This is a genomic window from Eisenbergiella tayi (assembly GCF_001881565.1).
GTDB lineage: Bacteria > Bacillota > Clostridia > Lachnospirales > Lachnospiraceae > Eisenbergiella > Eisenbergiella tayi.
The window spans coordinates 1-23,049 of the sequence record NZ_MPDJ01000003.1 but is presented as its reverse complement, the minus strand read 5'-3'; the positions used below and the strand labels follow the sequence as shown (position 1 = coordinate 23,049).

At 49.9% G+C, this 23,049-nt stretch carries 14 protein-coding genes; 2 read left to right on the top strand and 12 right to left on the bottom strand.

Annotated elements, in window-relative coordinates:
- The first annotated feature begins 95 nt into the window (after positions 1 to 95).
- A complete protein-coding gene (locus BLA28_RS11405; RefSeq protein ID WP_069158860.1) occupies positions 96 to 1,418 on the top strand; it encodes an AAA family ATPase in 1,323 nt (440 codons plus the stop codon).
- 17 nt (positions 1,419 to 1,435) lie between these two features.
- Here the strand turns inward: BLA28_RS11405 and BLA28_RS11400 are convergent, their stop codons facing one another.
- The 9 genes from BLA28_RS11400 to BLA28_RS11360 all read right to left on the bottom strand — a co-directional run bounded on the left by BLA28_RS11400 (position 1,436) and on the right by BLA28_RS11360 (position 18,211).
- On the bottom strand, positions 1,436 to 2,668 hold the full coding sequence (locus BLA28_RS11400; RefSeq protein ID WP_069158859.1) for a lysophospholipid acyltransferase family protein: 1,233 nt from the start codon (positions 2,666 to 2,668) through the stop codon (positions 1,436 to 1,438).
- A gap of 230 nt (positions 2,669 to 2,898) precedes the next feature.
- A complete protein-coding gene (locus BLA28_RS11395) occupies positions 2,899 to 5,742 on the bottom strand; it encodes an alpha-mannosidase (protein ID WP_069158858.1) in 2,844 nt (947 codons plus the stop codon).
- 52 nt (positions 5,743 to 5,794) lie between these two features.
- A complete protein-coding gene (locus BLA28_RS11390; protein WP_330388906.1) occupies positions 5,795 to 8,920 on the bottom strand; it encodes an alpha-mannosidase in 3,126 nt (1,041 codons plus the stop codon).
- Positions 8,921 to 9,013: 93 nt separating this feature from the next.
- Positions 9,014 to 11,203 carry a pyruvate formate lyase family protein gene (locus BLA28_RS11385; RefSeq protein WP_069158856.1) on the bottom strand — a complete coding sequence of 730 codons (2,190 nt, stop codon included), beginning with the start codon at positions 11,201 to 11,203 and terminating at the stop codon, positions 9,014 to 9,016.
- A 17-nt stretch (positions 11,204 to 11,220) separates the two neighbouring features.
- The gene (locus BLA28_RS11380) at positions 11,221 to 12,087 is read right to left on the bottom strand and encodes a glycyl-radical enzyme activating protein (protein WP_069158855.1); all 867 of its coding nucleotides are present in this window, start codon (positions 12,085 to 12,087) and stop codon (positions 11,221 to 11,223) included.
- Between the two features lie 15 nt (positions 12,088 to 12,102).
- Positions 12,103 to 14,379 carry a hypothetical protein gene (locus BLA28_RS11375; protein WP_069158854.1) on the bottom strand — a complete coding sequence of 759 codons (2,277 nt, stop codon included), beginning with the start codon at positions 14,377 to 14,379 and terminating at the stop codon, positions 12,103 to 12,105.
- A gap of 101 nt (positions 14,380 to 14,480) precedes the next feature.
- The gene (locus BLA28_RS11370) at positions 14,481 to 16,271 is read right to left on the bottom strand and encodes a type 2 periplasmic-binding domain-containing protein (RefSeq protein WP_069158853.1); all 1,791 of its coding nucleotides are present in this window, start codon (positions 16,269 to 16,271) and stop codon (positions 14,481 to 14,483) included.
- A gap of 82 nt (positions 16,272 to 16,353) precedes the next feature.
- Positions 16,354 to 17,238, bottom strand: coding sequence for a carbohydrate ABC transporter permease (locus BLA28_RS11365; protein ID WP_009250980.1), 885 nt, complete (start codon positions 17,236 to 17,238; stop codon positions 16,354 to 16,356).
- Positions 17,239 to 17,251: 13 nt separating this feature from the next.
- Positions 17,252 to 18,211 carry an ABC transporter permease gene (locus BLA28_RS11360; RefSeq protein ID WP_044972621.1) on the bottom strand — a complete coding sequence of 320 codons (960 nt, stop codon included), beginning with the start codon at positions 18,209 to 18,211 and terminating at the stop codon, positions 17,252 to 17,254.
- A 322-nt stretch (positions 18,212 to 18,533) separates the two neighbouring features.
- Here BLA28_RS11360 and BLA28_RS11355 point away from each other — a divergent pair, with 322 nt between their 5' ends.
- Complete coding sequence (locus tag BLA28_RS11355) at positions 18,534 to 19,667, top strand: GntR family transcriptional regulator (RefSeq protein WP_069158852.1); 1,134 nt, start codon at positions 18,534 to 18,536, stop codon at positions 19,665 to 19,667.
- A 73-nt stretch (positions 19,668 to 19,740) separates the two neighbouring features.
- Here the strand turns inward: BLA28_RS11355 and BLA28_RS11350 are convergent, their stop codons facing one another.
- The 3 genes from BLA28_RS11350 to BLA28_RS11340 all read right to left on the bottom strand — a co-directional run bounded on the left by BLA28_RS11350 (position 19,741) and on the right by BLA28_RS11340 (position 22,839).
- The gene (locus BLA28_RS11350; protein ID WP_081330172.1) at positions 19,741 to 20,247 is read right to left on the bottom strand and encodes a transcriptional repressor; all 507 of its coding nucleotides are present in this window, start codon (positions 20,245 to 20,247) and stop codon (positions 19,741 to 19,743) included.
- 60 nt (positions 20,248 to 20,307) lie between these two features.
- A complete protein-coding gene (gene feoB / locus BLA28_RS11345; RefSeq protein WP_069158851.1) occupies positions 20,308 to 22,518 on the bottom strand; it encodes a ferrous iron transport protein B in 2,211 nt (736 codons plus the stop codon).
- Positions 22,519 to 22,617: 99 nt separating this feature from the next.
- Positions 22,618 to 22,839 (bottom strand): FeoA family protein, encoded by a 222-nt coding sequence (locus tag BLA28_RS11340; protein ID WP_044969534.1) that lies wholly within the window; start codon positions 22,837 to 22,839, stop codon positions 22,618 to 22,620.
- Positions 22,840 to 23,049 lie beyond the last annotated feature (210 nt).

The following is a 23,049-nucleotide window of genomic DNA, read 5'->3' as shown; positions in this document are numbered from 1 at the left end:
TATGCATTACGAATAGAACAATTGACTTTTATATATCATATGGCATATAATATCATTATGATTTTGCTTATTTTTTGCAGAATGGAGGCAAATTTATGCTGTTAGAATTCAAAACATCTAATTATAAATCTTTTAAAGAAGAGTTGATATTTTCGCTCATCCCTGCTCCCAAACAAAAAGGACTGGATTACAGCGTACTCAAGCAGGACATCAATAAAAAAAGCTACAAAGGCCTGTGTTCTGCGGTAATCTATGGTTCAAACGCATCCGGGAAGACAAACATCATCGGTGCAATGGATACATTTAAATCCATCGTACTCAGAGGAAATATTCGTAATGACGATGATAAAAATGACCCGAATACTGCCGCCTGCGAATTAGAGTTAATTCCGAATAATTTAAGTGAAAACAGAGATCCCGTATCTTTTTTTATTAAGTTTATTACAGACAACTATCTTATAGAATATTCTTTTTCTGTTGACCTTGGCAAATTCCTGGAAGTTGATTATTCCCGTAAAATTTTATCTGAACAATTAAAGATTAATGACCGCCTGATTTTCGAGAGAAATGGTGAGCTCAAATTTGATTCACTTGATACTATCAGCACTTTGCTGGTAAATGCCTTTGAACAAAATGCAGAGAGCGCAATAGCCCTGGCACAAGGAAACTTAAATGATGAGGAACTGTTCCTGATGAATGGTTTCAAAAATATGTTCAGCTCCAAGTTAGTTCAAATTATCAGTAATTGGCTTGATAACAAATTTATGGTAATTTACAGAGCCGATTCCATGCATTTAATTCGCAAATTCAGCAAACCCAAAAAGGAATCTGTATATGTTGAAAAAACATTGAATGAGGCTGCCGTCTATTTCGGAATCAGCTCTAATGCACTGGGCTACGTTGTAGAAGGCGACAGTAATGAAGCCAAGCTTTGTTCCATATTTAAAGGCGATAAGAAGGGAACTGCTATTCCCGCAGAATTGTTTGAATCCTATGGAACAATCCGATTTATAAATATGTTTCCTTTGGTGGTAAACGCTCTTATGAATGGCGGGACTTTGGTGGTGGATGAATTTGATGCATCCATCCATCCGATGGCATTGATGAATATCATTAATATTTTTCACAATGATGAAATTAACAGAAATCATGCGCAATTAGTTTTTAATACCCACAATCCCATTTTTTTGAATGCAAATTTATATCGGAGAGACGAGATAAAATTCGTTGAACGAGATGAGGACACTCATTACAGCAGCCACTATTCCTTATCTGACTTCGGGACAACAGGAAAATCCGGAGTCCGCAAAAATGAAGATTACATGAAGAACTATTTTGTGGATCGTTATGGCGCAATCAAGGATATAGATTTCACCCCTATCTTTGAAGAGCTTATTTCCCGCGGAAAAGAGGTGTGATAAGATGCGTAAGGAACTTACCCCTGCTTCCTCATCCGATAATAGTACTCCCCGGCAAACTGTATCTTCGTAGGGCAGAATTCCGGATCGTCCGAATATATGTAGTAACAGCAGTCTTTGTCCGACAGGACAATACACGGCCCTCTGTCCCGGTAATTATACTCCGTCTGAACGGACTCCCTGGAACGATGGTCAAAAAACAGCTCTCTGTTCTGCACGGAAAGGGTAAACCCGCTCTCCTCCTGTACCAACCTTCCTTCTCCCATCGGAATAAAGCCTTTCGCGTTGGGCAACGCCTCCACACGGACCGCAAACTCACATCGGTAGGTTCCGTTCCGGATCTCTTTTTCCACCTCGCCCCTCTGCCACTCATACCAATCCGGTATTGCCGTTATTTTCTTCTTTTCTCCAACCAGCCGCCCGTATTCATCCATTTCCCAGCCAGATCCGCAGGCTTCGCAAAACAGGCTGCTGCCCTTGCTTTTCATATAAAAAGCTTCCCCGCAGGAACGGCACTGATACAATGCCATATGCAGCCCTTCGGCCCGCCGGGGATAGGTTATGGCTATCTTTTCTTCCCACTGCCACTTATACTCATCATACCTCAAATGTTCTTCTATTTTTTGCTGAACATCGTCTTCCTGTGCCTGCGCCAGCTCTTCTTTCGTATAAATGCATTCCAGCTTAGCCCGCAGCGGCACCTTCCTGGTGTGTGCCTCATCCCAAAAAGGTCCGGCAAGATAACTTCCGTGGACGGACAGCATCACTACGGGCACCTTCATAAGCTTCGCAAGCTTTCCCATATTCTGCGGGATATAGGCGGTGGTTCCCGCGTTGGAATGCCGGGACTCGGGAAAGACAGCCACTATCTGCCTGTTCTTATGCAGAGCAGTATAGATATTTTTCACCACAGCTATATCGGAAACATATCTTCGCTTTCCGATACAGCCAATCCCTCTGTACAGCCATTCCCCGAATGCGGCAAAGCCTTCCATATCGGACACATAGTTGGCTCTGTGGGGGAACAGGGCCAGCGGTGCGATATAATAGTCGGAAAAGCCCTGATGGGTGGAGAGCACCAGATAAGGCGGTTTCATCTTTTCCATCCCTGCTTTTTCGACCGTCAGCCCCAGGCTTCGGGTCATCAGCCAGGCTCCTCCCCAGATAAGGGGAAGCAGGAAGGGATACTGCTTTACAGGCTTTTTATTCATGTCAAAGGGTGTCATATCTTTCTTTTTGTTGTTCAGCATGCCTGCCTCCATCCCGCCGTTTCCGCAAAAGAAAGCAGCAGCGGATTGTTTTCCGTATTTTTCTGTTTATTATGACAGTATAACACAGAACTCTTACTGCGCCAATTCCAATAAAACGGGTTTTACAAACAACAGAGCCATACGCTGCAGGTTATCCTTCTATTCAAAAAACGGGAAGCGGCAGCAATTTCCATTGTCTGCCGTTCCCGTTTCTATTCCTGCCTCTGCAGTTACCGTATCTTAACCTGGAATAAGGAATAAGGCTCTACATGCACTTTAACCGCACAGCCATCCACTTCCGCCGCGGCAGGGATTTCCTGTTCAAACAGGTCTGTCTGTACTGCCGAAGACGTTTTTTCCCTCAGCATAATAACAGCCTCCGCACGTCTGCCCGCTGTCTCATAGCCGCGGACCAGAAGCGCCCCGTCCGCCGAAGGCATCACTGCCGAAATCACAACGCTGTCGGAATCTGTTTCCAGAAGGCTTTCCTCCATAGGCAGCGTTCCATGGTGGGAATTGGACGGCTGGTAAAACAGGCTGTGATTATAGGCCGCCGCCAGTTCCTCTGTCGCCCTGGGATCGCCGGAGCTGATGCCGAGCCAGAGATTGATTTTATGTATTCCCCTTTCCGGATAAGGATCCGGACTGGTAGAGCTGTTGATCAGTGTCAGCGCCAGGGTATTGTCGGTGCCTCTGTAGCCGTATTTGCTGTCGCTTATCAGAACCGCACAGTCCCCGCTTTCCCGGACCGCCATACCATACCGGAGCGCCGGCACATCATTGTTCCGCTCTTTTCTTACCACTGTACCCGCAGGTATGTCATAACGGTACTCCGATGTGCGATATGCAACCGGGATCTTATAATCCAGTACCGGAATGATTTCACTCCCGCTTTCATGCCAGTCGATGGTAAGCTCCATCCTGACGGACGGCTGGTGCTTATCCAGAATGTAAAGCACTTCCGCCGTTGAATCCGCTGTCTTGTAGACCGCCTTTATACTCTCCCGCAAAGGTCCCTGTGTCACGCGTTCCATCTTCACGCAGCGGTCTACAGGCATCGTTTTCAGATGACGGCCTATGTTCCATGCGCTGGAGGTTATGGTTTCGGTCTCTATAAAATTCAGTCCCGCCGTTTTGCCTTCCGCTATCAGTTCTTCCTGTGTTTCCCTGCCTTTCAGCGAACGGATTCTTCCGGAGCCCGCCTCGATTTCAACCGTGATCTGATCATTGGAAAGCACATAATTATCGAAGACCGAAGATACCTGCTCTCTTTCCTGCAGATATACCGGATAGTTCTCCGCCTCCTTCTGGGACAGCACTACGGTCGTATAGCCCAGGGCCGGAACCGTCACATCCACCAGTACTCTGATATATTTATGATCCCAATAGGTCTGAAGCTCCTTGTCCAGCAGCTGGAAGCAGATTTCTTTCCCTGTACAGTCCTTTGCCTGCAGACGGCGCAGATCTCCTGTCCAGTCCCATACGGTCAGTTCCACCACCTCACTGCGTTTTCTCGTCTGTGTATTGAAAATATGGAAAATCCTTGTCCGGCCGCTTCCTCTTTCCGTGCTGGGAACTCCCGTGAAATTCTCAATGCCGTAGCCGGCTCCGGCGCCCTCCGACTGGCTGTTGTAGGCATCGATATCCACAAGGATTGAGGATGTGTCGATCTGTTCCCCGATAACCCGCATGGCGTTCTGCAGCTGTGTATTGGCACACGCCATGGAGGTTTGGTACAGTCCCATGGCATGTTCCCTGGATTCCTGCACGCAGGAACCGGTAAGGATATCATGAAAATGGGTGAACAGTACATTCTGCCATGCTTTCTCCATCCTGTCCTTTTCAAACCGGAAGCCTGCGGTTTTTCCCGCCAGCGCCGCCATGGATTCCGCATCCAGCAGGGCGGCCTCCAGCCGTCTGTTGCCTCTCTTGATACGGCTCTGTGTCGTATAACAGCCCGGCGCAAAATAATTCAGCTCTTCCTTCACCACCGGCACCTTATCACGTACCGCCTCGGCTTCGAGGAAATATTCCCTCACCGTACCGAACTTGATTGCCGGATATATTTTCCAGTCCATCATCTCCATGGCTCGTTCCACATCGCGTCTTGTCGGGCCGCCGCCGTGATCGCCCACTCCATAAATGACGAGGCCTGTTTTCAGACCGGCAGACCGGCGGGATATCTCAATGAGTCCTGCCCCTATATGGGGAGTAATCGCGCCGTTATACCAGTTAGGCTCCCGGTATGCGAGCACTTCGTTTCCGGAGGGCGCCTGATAACGGTACAGAATCTCTTTTCTTTTGTTGCCCCGGCAGTGGTAATAGTATTTCACCCCGCCGAAACAGTTGATTTCCGGCACGTTTCCGCTGTGTCCGAAGGTGTCGGGAGAAAAGTCGATATCAAAATTCTTCACTCCCCATACCTGGGACAGATATTCCTTCGTATATTGGATATGGCGGAGCAGGGATTCTCCGTCAGGCATATTCTTGTCGGTTTCCACCCAGGCTGTTGCTGTCACTTCCCACCGCCCCTGCGCGATCCTTTTCTTGATTTCTTCCATCAGATCCGGATCATATTCTTCCACAATTTTGTAAACGGCAGCCTGTGACTGGGAAAAGCAGAAATCCGGGTACTGTTCCATGATGTTCAGGATTGACCGGAAGGTGGCCAGTGTGACCGCCACGGTTTCATCAAAGCTCCACATCCAGTTCATGTCAATATGGGCATGGGACGCCAGAATCAGCTTATACTCCTTCGCCGCGGCTTCCATGGGGGACAGGATATCCTCCGCCTTTTCGCAGGCCTGATTGGTAAGCACTCCCTGCTCCTGCATACAGGAAAGCAGGTAGTCCAGCGCCTCCTCCAGCACGCCGTCATAGCGGCCGTTCTCCGCTTCCGACAGATTTATGGCAAATTCCAGCTCACTGATGATACGTATGTTGGCTCTGCCCGGGCGCGTTATATGCGCCTGTTCCTCCCGCGGCATACCGAAGGTGTCTTCATAGCCATATTTTTCCCGGTTGCCGCCAATCATTGTTTTCAGCCGGATAAATTTTGATGCCAATTGGCTCATTTTCTTTCCCTCCCTATGTTTATAAAAGTTATTTCGTTTGTCTCGTCCTGCGTCAGGTATGCAGACCGGTCTGAACCCTGACGGTTTTTACCTCAAAAGCCTTGAATTCCAGCCGGATACCCCCGTTTTCCATTGGAATTTCCTCTTCCGCATTTTCCAGCATATCACACAGATAAGCCCTGCAGCAGCCGAAACTGAATTCCACGCGAGTGCTTACCGATGCCTTCTTAGACTCATACAGGCGGAGAATCAGATCCCCGCTTCCATCCTCTGCCGGTTTCAGAGTGTCCAGGATCACATTTTCTTTTTCCACCTGAACTGCACGAAAGGTTTTTGTGCTTCCTGCTGTGACCAGCGGTTTCACATTGAGTTCATACCCCTGCCTTACCACATCGCTGTCCGTAAAGCTTCCTTCCCACACCGTAAACCCATAGGTAAAACGGTGGATTTTGTTGTCCGCACGCATTTCCGGGCTGGCGGCTGCGCGCAGCAGTGTTAATTCCAGTGCATTTGCGTTCATGCTGATCCCGTACTTACAGTCATTGAGTACCGCGGCGCCGTGGGAGCCGTCGCAAAGAGCGCTGTAACGGTGGTTGCATACCTCAAAGCGGTCTTTGTCGTATTGTCTGGAACGATGTGTGGGTCGCTGCACATAACCAAACTGGATTTCATTGATCCCGTTTTCCGCATACACATCAACCGGAAATACCGTCTTCAGAAGCCTGTGCAGTTCCCTCCAGTCGATCTCCGTTTCGAATTCCAGCCTTCTGCTGTCCGCACGCAGCCGGATATCCTGGGTATAGAAAGAGCTGCCGATTCTTCCTTTTACCCTCAGCACGGCCTCCAGGCCTTCCTCGATGATCTCCGTGGTTATGTCGGCTGCCGCTTCCACCTCCTGATCCACATAGTTGGAATCAATATCCCAGGCATCGAACATACGCGGCACATCCTTGTACATGCGGAACCGGTTCATGGGCGAGGCAGCAAATTCTCTGCCGGATCCCTTCAGAACAAAGCTGGTAACTTCACCGTTCCTATTGATCTCTGCAGCTATCAGGGCATTTTCCATACGATACCCGTCCTCCGTCACGGCAATTGACGCGCCCTCAGGCAGGCTTTCGGCTGTTTCGCACGGAACCAGTGTCACGGCTCCGCAGGAAGGGATGGTCACCAGAGCTTTTACGGTTCCCTGCGCCGCCTGTACCGGAATCGGTTCCCCGTCTGCCGTTTCCGCGCCGGAGGCAAAGCATTCCGGAAGGGAAACAAGCTCTTTTCGTGCAAAGCCAAGAGAATTAAAGACCGTGACAGCTTCCCCTGCACTCTGATCCGTCAGCGCCTTTGCCGATCCCTCCGCCAGCTTGCCGGCATCCGTAAGCACGGCCCCCAGCGCCTTCTCCGCTTCCTCATAAACCCTTGCGATGGAAGAGCCGGGAAGAATATCATGGAACTGATGCAGCAGCAGCTCCTTCCAGAGCGCGTCCGCTTTATCCCGTTCATAGGGAATTCCCTTCGCCTCCGCCAGGGCACCCCACATCTCCATTTCCCGGAGCGCCAGCTCACATTTCCGGTTATACTGCTTGGTCCTCGCCTGTGAGGTATAGGTTCCTCTGTGGGCGCTGAAATAAAGTTCTCCCACATAGGTATGTACAGGGCCTCCCTGTTTTTCCATATCCCTGAAAAATTCTCCCGGGCCGGCCATCTTCACCTTCGCGCCGCCTTCCAGATTCTCCTGGCGTTTCGCATACTCGATGAAATCGCGGGAAGGGCCGCCGCCTCCGTCGCCGTAGCCATAAGGAAGCAGAAATGCGTCCAGATCCTGTTTCTGTGTCCGGTTGTTCCAGATATTGTTTATTTCTTCCGGATCCGTCCTGTAGGTATAGCTTGTGGGAAGGAAGGAAACGATCTTTGTTCCGTCCATGCCTTCCCAGTTGAAATAATGATAAGGAAAGGGGTCCCCTTCATTATAAGACCAAAATATCTTCTGTGTCACAAGATATTTTACGCCGCAGCCTTTTAATATCTGTGGCAGGGCCGCCGTATAGCCGAAGGTGTCCGGAAGCCACAGCACTTCGCTCTCTGTGCCCAGCACCTCTTTATAATATCTTTTGCCGTGCACCAGCTGCCGGATCAGCGCTTCGCCGCCCGCCATATTGGTATCCGGCTCCACCCACATGGCGCCTTCCGCTATCCATCTGCCTTTTTGGATGGCGTCCCGGATCCGTTCGAACAGCTCCGGATAATTTTTGCGGCACATTTCATAGGAAGCCGGTTGGCTCTGCAGGAATTTATATTCCGGATATTCCTCCAGCAGCCTGAGCTGTGCCGCGAAGGTCCGTTCCGTTTTCCGATAGGTTTCCGCCATTGGCCACAGCCATGCCAAATCAAGATGGGCATTTCCTATGGCATAAAAGCAGGGAGCCGTGGATCCGTTTTCCGCTTTCAGCAGCGGCTGCAGTTCTTCTCTCGCCTTTTCATAGGAACGGATTCTCTCTTCCCTTCCCTGTTCAAAATCCACGGTCAGCGTGAACTGCTCCAGGGCCTTTGCAATTTTTGCCGCGCGCAGCGAATTTTCATCCAGCACGGCGAGCAGTCTGTTCAGGGTATCTGCATCTATAAACAGCTGATAAGCCGTTTCATTCCAGATGCCGAAGGTGCAAAGCCCCAGCGTGCATCTCTCCCCCTCCCGTTTGGGATCCGTATAGGCACCGGGCAGCACAGGCCCGGTACAGCAGCCTCCTGTGGGCGATTCCGGGAAGTAATGCCCGGCATAGGTTTCCATCAGGATCTCAAAACGTTCCCCCGGCCTGCCGGACACCGTAAGGATATTGTCTTCCATGAACTGATGCGGCTGATCCACCCAGGACGCCCGATAAGTCCCGAAAGCTTTTCCGTTCACAAAAAGCGCCGATTCCCCTCCCGGCTGCAGGTTCATGACAATTCTTTCCCCCGCCGCTCTTTCCGGCACTGTCAGACTACCTTTAAACCAGCAGTATTCATAGGTCTTTCCCCAAGTAAAACCGGGCTTCACCGGTGCAAACGCTCCCTGAAGCGCTTCCTCCTGTGTTAGATATTCCATGGTGGGAAATGCCTCCCATGCCAGTTCCCCCAAAGGCTCATAAAAATCATCTTTTAACGTGCGGAGCCAGTGTTTTACCCTGTCCCGCCATTCTGCGTTCATTATCCCCATCTCTCTCCTGTCCGCGCCCAAAAGCGCTTTACAAAAGGGAGGAGCGAAAAGGAGCGCTCCTCACCCTGTCTGTATTCTCTTCCTTTATTCCGCCAGGAAACGATCCACGATCTGCTGCCTGTATTCCTTTGACAGAGAAGCAAAAAATGCGGAATATCCTGTCACACGTACCACCAAATCCGGATAGGCCTTCGGATCCTCATGCGCTTTTAACAGCTTTTCTTTCGAAATGCAGTTCATATTTATTAATGTCCCGCCCGCCTGTTCATGCGCATGAATCAATGCCACGAGCGCGTCGGCCCCGCCTTCGTTTTCCACAAGTCCGGTATCGATATCCAGATGCAGCGGTGCGGAGTTTCCATAGCCGGGCTGCGTAACAGCCACCGCGTTGGCCTTCAGCGCGGGGGAAAAGGTATCAAGGCCTCTCGCAAATCCCGGATCCGGTTCGGAGGAATGGGAAATGGGATCCCCCGCAAACCTGCCGTTGGGTGTGGCCTCCAGGTTCTTTCCATAGGCGTACACGTCCCCATGGGAAAACATGCCGGGGACAATCATCAGATGATGCTCAGGCGTCGGAGTCTCCTTGCAGATTTTCACATAATAGTCCCTGATTCTCAGCGCCCATGCTTCAGCCGCTGACTGGGGCGAGCCGTACCGCCTGATATTTTTCAGCATCAGCCGTTCCCTCTCCGCTCCTTCATAATTGGTATGAAGCAGTTCAAAGAGTCTTTCCCATGTGATCTTTCCTTCCTGTACCACTCTCTGCTCAATCGCGGCAAAGGAATCCGCCGTGGTGGCAAGGGCAATTCCGTCGATATTCAGATCCAGGATATCCACGCCGCCGTTGGAGCAGTTGAGTCCCCGTTCCATCGGGCCGTGCATAAACAGATTCAGCACAATTTCCGGCATTCCCTTCTGCATCACCTCGTAATGTCTGTCATAGCCTTTCTTGATACAATCCACCATAATTCCCAGATGGGTGCAGAAAAGCTCCCACAGACGTTCCGTCGTATATTCCCCCTCCGCTTCCAGATCCTCCAGCGCATAGTGCAGTGCCACAGCCATGTTGACTCTGGTCACATCCTGAAGCGGATATTCCCTTCCGGGAATGGCAACCCAGTTGCAGCCGCATTTCACACGCATCCGGCCCAGCTCCAGGGGAAACCCGTTTTTCGCAAAACCTTCACTGATTCCCTTTTCCAGGGAATAGCAGACGCCGCTGCCGTCCTCCAGCGTATACTCCACCGCCCGTTTCAGAAGGATTTCCGCTTCTTCCGTCTGTCCCGGCACCGGCGCATGGACGCGGACGGCCAGATTCGTGGGAATCTGCAGAAGGTGCATGGCATCCAGGATAACAAAGGAAAGCCTGCTTGTCACCTCCCTGTCTCCCGCCGGGGTGAGTCCCCCTATCTGGGTATAGTGTGTATCATTAAAAAACAGGCTGGCGATCATCCATACGGCCTCTTCCTCCGTCAGAATCCCTTTTGCCGTATCCCTTTCAAAATATTCCTCCAACAGGGTATCCAGAGACCCCAGCGCGCCTCCTCCGCAATAAGTCCTGTCCACAGACTGGAAATGGGCGAGGAACTGAACGGCCTCACGGAATGTCTCAGGAGCCCTGAAACACAGCGCTTCGTTCACCGCCGCTATCGCCTCATAATTTTCCTTCCGGAAGGGATCCGTTTCTTCCCGGGCCAGCTGTTCGGCCAGCAGCTGATGGGCCTTCACCCACTCCAGGATTCCCAGCACCAGCTGTTCCTCCCCTTCATAAAAATCAGGATCCGCCGGGTTGTTTCTCTTCCTGTAATACCTTATTTTATCCAGCAGCCCCTTCCAGCCCAGCCTCAGGCCGATTTCCGTGTCGGGGCACAGATGATTCATGCCGCCGAAGCCTGCCTGCGTAATTCTGTATTTGCGGATGGTCTCCTGAAGCTGCGCAGGTCTGTCTTCCTCCGCCAGCCTCAGAGGCATGAACCGATCCAGGGTACCCACCCAGCAGCAGGCCAGCGCGCTGCTTCTGTTGATATATTTGGGCATCTCATTGAGAAACCGGCGGAAGTTTTTCCCTATCAGCGCACAGCCGTGCACCAGACCATCCTCACACACCTCCGGTTCAAAATGGAATTCCGGGAAGTCGATAAATCCGTGATCATCGATATCAATCGAACCGAGCCGCCCGATTTTTCTGTCATTAATCTCCACCTTATCCTGATGTAGCTGTCTGATTAAGGTCAGGTATAACGGAGACATTTTTACTTTTTCTGTGTTCACCATTCTCCTCCTTCCTAAACTCAATAAAAATGATATTTCTTTTTTAACTGTTCCACCGCTTTTTTATCCGGCGCCGTCCCTGCAAAAAATGTCTCCTCCAAAGCATGGTACTTGGAATTTCCCATACTGTGATAGGGCAGCAGCTCGGCCCTTATCTGCGGATATCCGGAGAGAAAAGAGGCAATTCCTTCCAGCTGTGTCCCATTCAGCTCCGGTACATAGGGTATCCTTACCGTGACGACAGCGCCGCGGTCCGCCAGACTCCTGAAGTTCTCGAGAATCCTTTCATTGGTGACGCCGGTACAGGCTTTATGTACCTTAGGATCAAACGCCTTGATATCGTATAAAAACAGATCGGTCCAGGGCAGCACCTCTTCCAGGGAAGACCATGGCACGTTTCCCGCCGTGTCCACCGCCGTATGGATCCCTTCCCTTCTGCAGCTTTTCAGCAACTCCAGAAGCGGTTCTGTCTGCAGCATGCATTCCCCTCCGGAAAAGGTCACACCTCCTCCCGAATGGTCGAAGTATCCTTTATTCCGCCGGATTTCATCCATAACCGTTTCCGTATCCGTCTCTTCCCCCACGCATACAAGCGCGTCGGCATAGCATTCCTCACAGCAGCGGAAACAATGGATACACTTATTCCTGTCTATCCTGTGCCCGCCCTCCGTAAAGCTGTGCGCTCCTGCGGGGCACTGTTTTACGCATGCCCCGCAGCCGATGCACCGATCCGGATACAGCAGGATTTCCTTTTCCTTATGAATGGATTCCGGGTTATGGCACCACCGGCAGTGAAGATTGCAGCCTTTAAAAAATACCACGGTTCTCACACCCGGCCCGTCATGCACGGAAAAATGCTGTATATTGAAAATATTAACTGTCTGCATCCTCTGCTCCTGTCCTCAGTTCTCCCACCTGCCGGTCACCGTCACTTCTTCCGAATGGCTGTCATAGCACAGCAGCAAGGTCCGGGAGGCATCATCCCAATTAACCTCCATTGGCACATGCTGTCCCTGCTCATCCACCGCTAACGCAGCAGCCGCCTTCTGAGGGAGACGTACTCTGGTATATGCCCTGATTTTATCCGCAGTCTTCAGCTTTAACTGAAAGCCGCCGTCATCTGTCTGCGCATCCAGCACTCTGGCGGAGGTGCCGATCACACGGAACGTCTCTTCCCGGATCGTATCGAAATCAAACAGCAGCGCCGTTTCATCCGGGCCGATTTCCTTGTGCGTGATAACCGGGTAATCATTCTCACCCAGATCCGCAAACAGACCTTCCCATACCTTCTTTTCATCCGTAACGCTCTCATCCATAACCGCGGAAATAATATATGGCCCTCTGTGCAGAGTCAGATCATTGCGGAACTCCCATGACAGCCCCAGGCTCTCCAGCGCGTCCTTCACCTTATACCGGTATTCCTGCGCCAGCTCTCTGCTGAGGCAGATTTTGGCAGGAACCATATTCCAAACCACGATTTTTCCATTTCCGGCAGGATAGACACCGTCCTCCGGCGTCTCCTCCATGCCGGCCAGGCGGAACAGATGCCGGGCGGGATTCTCATAGCCGGACTTTCTCCACCAGGAATCGATTCTGTGGAAAGGGTCGCTTCCATCCCCGATATACAGAAGAGTTCCTCCGTTCATCACCCAGGAAAGCACGGCGGTATTGATGTCCGGGGCCTCCGGTTTTATATACTCGTAGCTGAGGATCAAAACCTTCAGCGTATCCAGATATCCCGCAAACCGCCGTACATTGTCAAGCTGCACCGGCCTCACCGGAAGGCCGTATTTCAGCAGCGGCAGCGACATGCCGTAAAACTGGGGGAACGCATCGCTCTGGATAAAATCGAGCAGCAGCGATTCATCCTCCCGGATTTCCTTCATCAGTGCCTCCGCCGCTTCTTCATCCACCGGATTTCCCGTATTTTTGTGCTTTGCCATGGCAAACCGATCTCCCAGCTTTCTGCCGTTTACAATGCCGTCCGGGAAGGTCCTCTGGAACAGGCCGCTGTCCGACATACATATCCCCACAGAATCTCCCGCGCCTTCGAAACAGAATTCTTTCTGTTCCATATCGCCGAACAGCTGGAACATGCCGGAAAGCAGGGTGGAATAGCTTCCGGGAATCGGCCTGGACTGGTCCGTCTCGTAGCTGGTTTCATCCTTCTTCGCAATATTGGGCTGGAACCTGGGATACCTGCCGTCGAATACCCTGTGCGGCCAGGGGCAGATCTCATAATGCCAGATATGCGGATGCAGCAGGGACGCCGCCGCAGTCTTCCTGTAATTGTACTCATAATTTTCCCATGTATAGGACGGCAGATCCTCAATGGGATCATTCAGGAACCACATCCTGCGCCCGGTTCCCTTCACCAGCTCCTGCATGACTCCATATTCCAGATAGGCGGTTTCAAAGGTACGCTCCTTGTATACCCCCTCGTATACGTTGGCCTCCCTGCTCGTGCCCGTCCAAATCTGTGCGATGTAGCCGTCCACCGTGGGAATGTTGATGAGTGCAGCCTCCGGGCTCATGATTTTCCACTGGGTATAATTCAGCAGGCTGTGTGTAGGCACATAAAACCGAAGATCCCTGTTATAGACCACCTTCGCGTATTCCTTCAGCGCCGCGCTCACACGGTCTATCGCCCTGCTGTAAAGATAAGCCTTCAGCCTGGCTGATTTGTACTGCACATCCAAATCCTCATGCTGGGGTCTCCAGGGCTCCTTATAATAGATTTCATATTCTCTTTTGAAAGCCTCCGAATAACCGCTTCTGTCCCAGAATTCCGGCTCTTCCACATGGATTGCCTCCACCCCCATGTCCACGGCAATTTTCATGCGCTCCGTCAGATATTCCGAAAAAGAAACCGTAGGCACCATGTAAGGCACGGTGGGATTATGAATCACATCTTTGCCGCTTCTTTCCACCTGCCCCTCGTCCCAGTGCTTTCTTCCGTCCCATTTACCGTCCAGATAATCCTGGTACTCCCCCCATGCAATACCGGTCATCAGATGGAGCACATATCCTTTTTCCCGATACTGCCTGATCCGGTCCGGCATAGTATCGTCAATTCCGTAAACCATGACAAAGTCACACTGTAAATCCACGGACGGCCGGAAATCCCTGCTTGCCTGATAGCCTGTCAATTCCTCTTTTTTATTTCTGATATATGCCATTTTTTTCCCTTCCTTTTCCCCCGCTGAAAAAAAGAGATGTCCCTTAATATATTCCCATTAAGTTCCATCTCTTTTTTCAAAGTATTAACTATCTTCTCTTTCTAGTATGCGATATCATCCCTGGTCTTGGACTGTTCCGTCAGATAATCAAGGAATGCCTGCATCTTGCCTCCGTCGCTGGTAAGCAGATAGTTCTGATAATCCTCCAGAATCTTTCTCGCCTCCTCTTCCGTATCGGCAAAGAAAGCGCGTTCCTTGTATTCTTTTTCTGTCGTGTCGTCAAACGCCCATTCCGCAAATTCCTGATAACCGTCAAAGCCCGGTGCAAATGCTTCTATGGAGTAGCCCGGTATTTTTTCCACAGGCCTCAGCGTTTTGTACTCTCTTACAAATTCATTTTCGGCGTCTGCCATAAACGGGCCGGATTCACCGAACCATGCCATATTTTTCTTTGCCACATAAGTTCTGGCCGCCATGTAGTTGATGCCTCTCTGGCGAAGCTCTTCATTGACGCCTTCGGTATCCACTTTGTATTTTTCCGTCAATTCCGCATTCATTCTCGGCTGTCCGTCTTCATTCATTTCATAGGTATCCCCTTCGAAGCCGTAGCAAATCAGTTTTGTGCCTTCCTTGCTGTTGACGTAGTCAAGCCATGTAAGCGCCGCGTCAATATTGGAGCAGGTATTCGGGAAAAAGATAACCGGGGAACCGTTTCTTCCGTCAGGCTCAATCTGCTTCAGCGCAGAACCATCATTATAGTTCAGGGGGCCGACCCATGTATATCTCATTTCCGGATTGGAATCGTACAGTCCGGTCAGCTTGGTCGCATCTACGGTCACGCCATACTGTGCACAGGTAAAAAGTGCGGTTCCGTTTCCGACCTTTTCTCTTGCCCTGTCATCAGAGGTCTTGAAACATTCCTTATCAAGGATTCCTTCTTTGACGAGCTTCCAGATGAACAGATATTTATCCACATAGTTTTGGGTCAGCCTGTCATAGGTAACATTTCCGTTCTCATCCAGTTCAAATTTTGTCAGCTTTTTTGTCTGGAAGCTTTGGATATAATCATCATAGGACCAGCCGTCATGATAGGTGGTCGCTACAATACAGTCATTCCCGTTAACATCCTTGAAGCCGTAATCTCTTGCTTTTACCATAAAATCATAAAGCTCTTCGGATGTCTTGATGGAAGTGGGATCAATGCCCAGCGCTTCGGGAACATCACCGCGGACAAATACGCCGTATCCCCACTGTGCGATATCCGCGTCATCTCCTGCCACCTCCGTGGGGAGGACGTATCTCGCGCCGTTGTTTTCCGGGGTATCAATGTCTGTCTCCAGATATTTCTGCCCGATAACGCCTATGTCATAGGCATCGGCAATATTCGGATAATTCGGCACCAGATCCTTGATATCAATCAGACGGCCTTCCACACCTGCTTTTTTGATGATCGCCGTCTCACCGGCCGTTCCGCCCCAGTAAGGTGCATTCACCATGTCCGGCATATCTCCTGAAGCAAACATCATATTCAGTTTTTCGGCTTCACTCATCATGATGCCTTCGAATTCCACGGTTACGCCGATCTTTTCTCTGATGGCAGCCGCTACGTCGTTGTTGTACTGATCCTGCGCCGTTTTAAAGCCGCCGTTCCAGCAGATAAGCATGTTGAGAGTGACATCGTCAAATTTTTTGTACTTATTGCCGTCCTCATCAACATAATACTCGCCGTCATCCGGAGCCTCTTCACTGGCTGCGGATGTGCTGCCTCCCGCCGTGTCTGCCGTCTCCGCATTTCCCGCTGTTGCCGCGCTGTCGGAACCGCCGCATCCTGCCAGCATTCCAACCGTCATCGCTGCTGTGAGCAATAACGCCAAAGCTTTTTTCTTTTTCATACGCCCATTTCCTCCTTAAGATAATTTATGTGAAGCATATATTCAGGGTAAAAACCGCGCCTGGTACCATTGCGGACGCTGCTTAACCTTTAACAGAACCAACCATGACCCCTTTTACATAGTACTTCTGTAAAAATGGGTAAATAATGACAATCGGCATCGTCAGTATCATAACAAATGCCATCTGCAGGGACTGGGAAGTATAACTGGTCATGGAACCAAGTGCCGTTTCCTGCCCTACTTTTACCTGGGAGCTTGCGGTCGCCTCGCTCAGAATCTTCTGCAGCACGGTTGCCGCCGGATACAGCGCGGCCTTGCTCTGATAATAAGCACCCGTAAACCAGTCATTCCATTTGCCCACGCCGATAAACAGGGCCAGCGTCGCCAGAATCGGTTTGGACAGCGGGATATAAATCCGCATGAGAATTGTCGTTTCCTTCGCTCCGTCCAGCTGGGCCGATTCCCTCAGCTCATAGGGTATGTTCGCAAAATTGGTGCGCAGCAGCACAAAGTTATAAAAACTGTATATGGACGGAATGACATATAACCAGAAGCTGCTGGTAAGCCCCATTGACCGCAGCACCATATAAAACGGAATCATCCCGCCGCTGAATATGGTTGTAAAATACCAGAAAAAGTTAAGGAAAGTCCTTCCCGGCAGCGTACGGATACTCAGCGCATAAGCAATCAGCGCCGTAAACAGCAGTCCCACCACCACGCTCAGCAGCGTTGCACTTACCGATATGGACAGAGACTGATAAATCCTTTCATCCTTAAAAGCCATGATATAATTTTCCAGAGTGAACTGTCTCGGATAAAGCCAGACCCCGCCTTTCAGGAAATCCCGCCCGGTATTGAAGGACGCCACCAGCACATACCAGAACGGATAAAACGTTGCCAGTCCGAGCAGACACAAAATCGTATAATTAAAAACCTTGAATATTTTTTGCCCCTTTGTTTCCTTCATCCTTCCCTCTCCTTTACCACAGACCCACTTCTGCATATTTCTTTGTCAAATGATTCGTCGTCGTAACCAACAGCAATGAAAATACTGATTTGAACACGCCGATTGCCGTGGCATATTCGAATTTGCCGTACTTAATACCGGTCTGGATTACATAGGTGTCAAGGATTTGGGAAATCTGTGTATTGGCCGGCTGCTGCAGCAGAAGAATCTGATCATAGCCCGCATTCAGAATACCGCCGATTGCCATGATAAACATAATCCCTATCGTGGTTGAGATACCGGGCAGCGTAATATACCATGTACATTTCAGCCTTCCTGCCCCGTCAATTCCCGCCGCCTCATAAAGCTCCTGATCCACGCCGGTGATTGCCGCCAGGTAAATGATGGACCCCCAGCCGATTCCCTTCCACAAATCGGAGAAAATGACCAGCGGATAGAAGGCACTTTTCTCTCCCATGATAAACACGGTTTCCAGCCCCATCATCTGCCTTATCTGATTGACAATTCCTCCGTACGGTGTAAAAAGCACCGTCATCAGCTGCACCACCACTACCCAGGAGACGAAATTCGGAAGGTAGCTCAATGTCTGTACCACCCGCTTAAACCGTTTCGCCCGCACCTCATTCAGCAGAAGTGCCAGGATAATCGGAGCCGGGAAGCAGATCAGAATTTTCAGGCCGCTTATCACAAGCGTATTGCGTATTGTTGTCCAGAACTCCGGCGAAGTGATAAACTTCTGAAAATGCTTCAGGCCGGCCCATTCACTGCCGAAAATCCCAAGATCAAAACGATAATTTTTAAATGCAAGCACAATTCCTGCCATCGGTGCGTAGCAGAATACAAGCAGCCAGATCACACACGGCAAAGCGAACAGATACAATACCCTGTGGCGTTTTACCTGCTGCCACAGCTCTTTTCTTTTATGAGCCTTCCCCGCTTTGCTTAACGTACCTTTACCCTCATTTACTCCCATACGTCCACACCTTTCCCCTTTCTTTCCGGCTCCAATATGCATGCATAACAAACCAACGTAATTTTGTCAGTCCGCCCTTTAATATATACTATATATCGTTTAATTTGTAATTATTAGTCTAACATCTTTCATATTTTTTACAACTAATTTTTCTCGTAAATAGTGAATTTTGTGAATATTGCACATTTTCATTTTTCTTCATTATCGCAAATACAACATAGCAAATAATTCAAATATTTGTATTGACATTAGCATAACAAAACGATATACTTCAGGTATCATTTTACCGGCAGAATTTATAAGCCAGACAGGAGATTACACCATGCCGACTTTTCCGGACCAGCCCTTATATCAAAAAATCAAAGAGGATATTCTTCGCCAAATCAAAGACGGACAGCTGCTGCCCGGCGATAAAATACCCACGGAATACCAGCTCATGGAGAAATATGGTGTCAGCCGCATCACCGTATCCAAGGCCCTGAGCGAATTAAAGAGCGAGGGGATTATCACCCGTTTTCCCCATAAGGGAACCTTTGTGACCAAATCCGTTCTTCTTCCCCCTTTGGTCAGGGACGCGCCGATACCCTCTTCCCATACGGCCATGCCCGCGTCCATGACGGAAATCGCCTGCATTCTTCCGTCTATCACAGATTCCTTTTCCCTGTCCATGGTCAACGGCGTCCAGTCCGTTTTTCCGGAGGACACTTATATCTGCCATATTTTCCAGAGCCACAATCCCACTGTGGAAAATTATCTGCTTCAAAGATGCCTGGAACTGAATATCTCCGGAATTGTCCTGTTTCCCCAGGATCAGCCCTTCTTCAGCAACCAGCTGCTGGCCATGCAGCTGCAGAATTATCCTCTGGTGCTGCTGGACCGCTATCTTCCGCGCCTGAATACCAATTATGTCATTGCGGACAACAAAGCTGCAGGGGAGCTCTGTCTCCGTCATCTGCACAAGCTGGGCCATCAGCGGATCGCCTTTGTTACCTCCACAGACCGGAACACATTCTCCGTGAAATACCGGATTGAAGGGATCCAGGAAACGGCCCTCTCCCTGAACCTGCCGGATTATGCCGTCCAGCTGGTGGAATTTCTGGATAAGCACAAAAAATTCAGTTATTACCAGGATCTGTTTCTGAACCTGATTACCCAAAACCGTGTTACGGCATTTATTACGGCGGAATCCTCCACCTGCACCTACCTTTACGACCTGCTGACCTCTCTGGATGTCAAGGTTCCCGGAGATGTTTCACTGATGTCCTTCGACAAGCCGGTATGCAGCAGCAGAAATCCGGACTTTTTCACCCATATCAGCCAGTCTGAATACCTGATGGGACGGGAGGCCGGGACACTGCTTAAAAACAGAATTGAGCTGTATGATATCAACACATATCACCGTGTGATCACACCCACGCTGCATGTACATGAATCCACAGGAAGTGTGTGTCTGTAAATATCCGGCTTTTTTCCGGCTGAAAAAAAGGGCAATAAAAAAAGACCTCTGATGAGATCTTTTCGGTTCTTACTCAATTACACGCCGGCCTCTCACAGTCCTCCTGTCCGCATTCGCAGGGTCTTACCGTGATCGCAGCCACTTTTCTTTTTCCCAGGTAGCCGCGTTCCCTGAGCCCGGTCTGTACCACCTGGTTCCATTCTCTGGCTGACAAATGATAGGTCGTATTGTCATCCAGTACCACCGTACAGACATCCTCCATGCTGCAGTCCTCGGAACAGGCTACCCTGAGCATATTTTTCCTGCTGATCGCCCCGATTTCCTCCAGGACGCTTACCATCCGGTATACTGTTGCGGAACCGATATTGCTGTTTATCCGGGAAGCCTTATAAAAGATTTCCTTACAGCTGGAGCAGTCATCCTCCAAAATAATATCAATTAAGGTCAGACGCTGTTTCGTTATCCGGCAGCCCCGCTCTCTGAGCTTTTCCACAATCATATCTCTCTGCATCTGTAACCTGTGATAGCTTCTGGAATCAGGCAGCTTTCTTTTTCCCTGGTTATTCTTAATATCCGGCACTTGTCTTCCTCCCTTTTTGCAGAAGAAGAGCCTGCATGAAAATGCAGGCTCTTCTTCAGGTCAAGCACGAATTTTTTTTGCACCTGCCATCCTTATTTTCACGTTCAATGTCTTGCTTTCTTTATAAGGCCTTACCAGCAGATAAACGAAGCCGATTACAAGAAGGACTGCCGCTGCGGTTCCGATTCCGAAGGTACCGGCTGTGAACAGTGTTCCCAGCTGGTAAACACACAGGGATACCACATAAGCAAGCCCGGTCTGATAGCCGATTGCAAACCAGAACCATTTTGCATTGTTCATTTCTCTCTTGATAGCTCCCATGGCAGCAAAACAGGGGGCGCAGAGAAGGTTGAATACAAGGAAGGAATAAGCTGCCGCAGTCGTCATGCTTCCTGCAAGGCTTCCCCAGATTTCCGAACCATCTTCCGCAACTTCCGCGAAGCCGTACAGGATACCGAAGGTACCTACCACATTTTCCTTCGCTACCAGGCCTGTGATGGCCGCCACTGTGGATTTCCAGTCTCCCCAGCCAAGAGGGATAAAGATCCATGCAACCGCATTTCCGACAGCTGCCAGGATACTGTGATCGAGCTCCATATCCTCCAGCATTTTGAACTGTCCGTCCACCCATCCGAAATAAGTGGTAAACCAGATTACAATGGTGGAAAGGAGAATGATGGTGCCGGCTTTTTTAATAAAGGACCAGCCGCGTTCCCACATACTGCGCAGGACATTGCCGACAGTGGGAAGATGGTATGCGGGAAGCTCCATGACGAAAGGCGCGGGATCTCCTGCAAACATCCTGGTTTTCTTTAAAATAATGCCGGAACAGATAATCGCAGCGATACCCACAAAATAAGCGCTGGGTGCCACCCACCATGCGCCGCCGAAGAGAGCGCCTGCAATCAGGGCTATAATAGGAAGCTTCGCTCCGCAGGGAATAAAGGTCGTTGTCATAATAGTCATTTTACGGTCGCGGTCACTCTCAATCGTACGGGACGCCATGATGCCGGGCACGCCGCAGCCGCTTCCGATAAGCATGGGAATAAATGATTTTCCGGAAAGACCGAATTTACGGAAGACACGGTCCATGATGAATGCAACCCTTGCCATATAACCGCAGCCTTCCAGGAAAGCCAGAAAGATGAACAGTACCAGCATCTGAGGGACAAAACCAAGCACCGCTCCCACACCGGCCACAATACCATCCAGTATCAGCCCCTGCAGCCAGACGGCACATCCGACAGCATTCAATCCGGCTTCAATCAGTACGGGGATACCGGGGATATCCAGTCCGAACAGGCTCCAGCCTTCCCCAAACAGGCCGTCATTCGCCCAGTCTGTGGCCCAGGTTCCCACTGTAGTAACGGAAATGTAGTAAATAATAAACATGACTACGGCGAAAATAGGGAGCGCCAGCCAGCGGTTGGTAACAATCCGGTCAATCTTATCTGATGAAGTCATATTTTCTTTTCTGTTCCTGCTGAAGCACTCGCCGATAATGGAAGAAATATATACGTACCTTTCGTTTGTGATAATACTTTCCGTATCATCATCCATCTCTTTTTCTATCTGTGCTATTTCGGCGGATACATCAGGAACCTGTCTCATCTGTTCCTGAATCTTGTCATCCTTTTCCAGCAGCTTGACGGCAAAGAAACGTTTCTGTTCTTCGGGAATATCACTCCCCAGTTTACTTTCAATGACATCCAGCACACCTTCCACCTCCGGTGCAAAGGAATGAACCGGAGGAGCCGCATTTTTTTTGCCGGCAAGGCCAATCGCCTTTTCCGCCGCCTTCTGGATACCGGTTCCCTTTAACGCGGAAATCTCAACAACCTCACAGCCCAGCTTTTTACTCAGCTTGTCAATATGTATTACGTCACCGCTCTTCTCCACAACGTCCATCATATTGACAGCCATAACAACCGGAATGCCAAGTTCCATCAGCTGTGTGGAGAGATACAGGTTTCTTTCAATATTCGTACCATCCACGATATTGATAATCGCATCCGGCCTTTCGTTAATCAGATAATTTCTGGCGACTACTTCCTCCAAAGTATACGGGGAAAGGGAATAAATACCTGGCAGATCCATGATAATCACATCCTCGGAACCATTGCCCCCGAAGTTTTTTTTCAGCTTGCCTTCCTTTTTTTCCACCGTAACACCGGGCCAGTTTCCCACAAACTGGTTGGAACCGGTCAGCGCATTGAATAATGTAGTCTTTCCGCAGTTGGGATTCCCTGCTAATGCAATTTTAATTGACATCTTCTACCTCTTTCCGCCTCATAGCAGCTATGTATGTTTCATGCTTTTGAATTCGTTTAATCTACTCATTATTAGCATCAACTAACTTATGGATAAAAATTATTCAACCATAATCATTTCCGCATCCGCTTTCCGCAAAGAAAGCTCATATCCTCTCACGGTAACCTCAACAGGATCTCCCAGCGGAGCCACCTTTCTGACAAAAACATCAATCCCCCTGGTAATTCCCATATCCATAATACGTCTCTTTACCGCGCCTTCTCCGGTCAGTTTAGCAACCTTTACGGTTTCCCCGCAGGGAATTTCTTTTAATGTCCTCATCTTATCTCCTTTTCCCCTGCCTCTTCTCCCCATCTAGCGGTGTATAAGAAACAGGTCCAGCTGGGCCGATTCCCTCAGCTCAAAGGGTATGTTCGCAAAATTGGTGCGCAGCAGCACAAAGTTATAAAAACTGTATATGGACGGAATGACATATAACCAGAAGCTGCTGGTAAGCCCCATTGACCGCAGCACCATATAAAACGGAATCAT

Bases quoted from the DNA above. Each gene is read 5' to 3' on its own strand.
- feoB (WP_069158851.1), bottom strand. From the start codon at position 22,518: ATGTCAATTAAAATTGCATTAGCAGGGAATCCCAACTGCGGAAAGACT.
- BLA28_RS11360 (WP_044972621.1), bottom strand. From the start codon at position 18,211: ATGGGAGTAAATGAGGGTAAAGGTACGTTAAGCAAAGCGGGGAAGGCT.
- BLA28_RS11370 (WP_069158853.1), bottom strand. From the start codon at position 16,271: ATGAAAAAGAAAAAAGCTTTGGCGTTATTGCTCACAGCAGCGATGACG.
- BLA28_RS11405 (WP_069158860.1), top strand. From the start codon at position 96: ATGCTGTTAGAATTCAAAACATCTAATTATAAATCTTTTAAAGAAGAG.
- BLA28_RS11395 (WP_069158858.1), bottom strand. From the start codon at position 5,742: ATGAGCCAATTGGCATCAAAATTTATCCGGCTGAAAACAATGATTGGC.
- BLA28_RS11400 (WP_069158859.1), bottom strand. From the start codon at position 2,668: ATGCTGAACAACAAAAAGAAAGATATGACACCCTTTGACATGAATAAA.
- BLA28_RS11385 (WP_069158856.1), bottom strand. From the start codon at position 11,203: ATGGTGAACACAGAAAAAGTAAAAATGTCTCCGTTATACCTGACCTTA.
- BLA28_RS11340 (WP_044969534.1), bottom strand. From the start codon at position 22,839: ATGAGGACATTAAAAGAAATTCCCTGCGGGGAAACCGTAAAGGTTGCT.
- BLA28_RS11375 (WP_069158854.1), bottom strand. From the start codon at position 14,379: ATGGCATATATCAGAAATAAAAAAGAGGAATTGACAGGCTATCAGGCA.
- BLA28_RS11390 (WP_330388906.1), bottom strand. From the start codon at position 8,920: ATGAACGCAGAATGGCGGGACAGGGTAAAACACTGGCTCCGCACGTTA.
- BLA28_RS11380 (WP_069158855.1), bottom strand. From the start codon at position 12,087: ATGCAGACAGTTAATATTTTCAATATACAGCATTTTTCCGTGCATGAC.
- BLA28_RS11365 (WP_009250980.1), bottom strand. From the start codon at position 17,238: ATGAAGGAAACAAAGGGGCAAAAAATATTCAAGGTTTTTAATTATACG.
- BLA28_RS11355 (WP_069158852.1), top strand. From the start codon at position 18,534: ATGCCGACTTTTCCGGACCAGCCCTTATATCAAAAAATCAAAGAGGAT.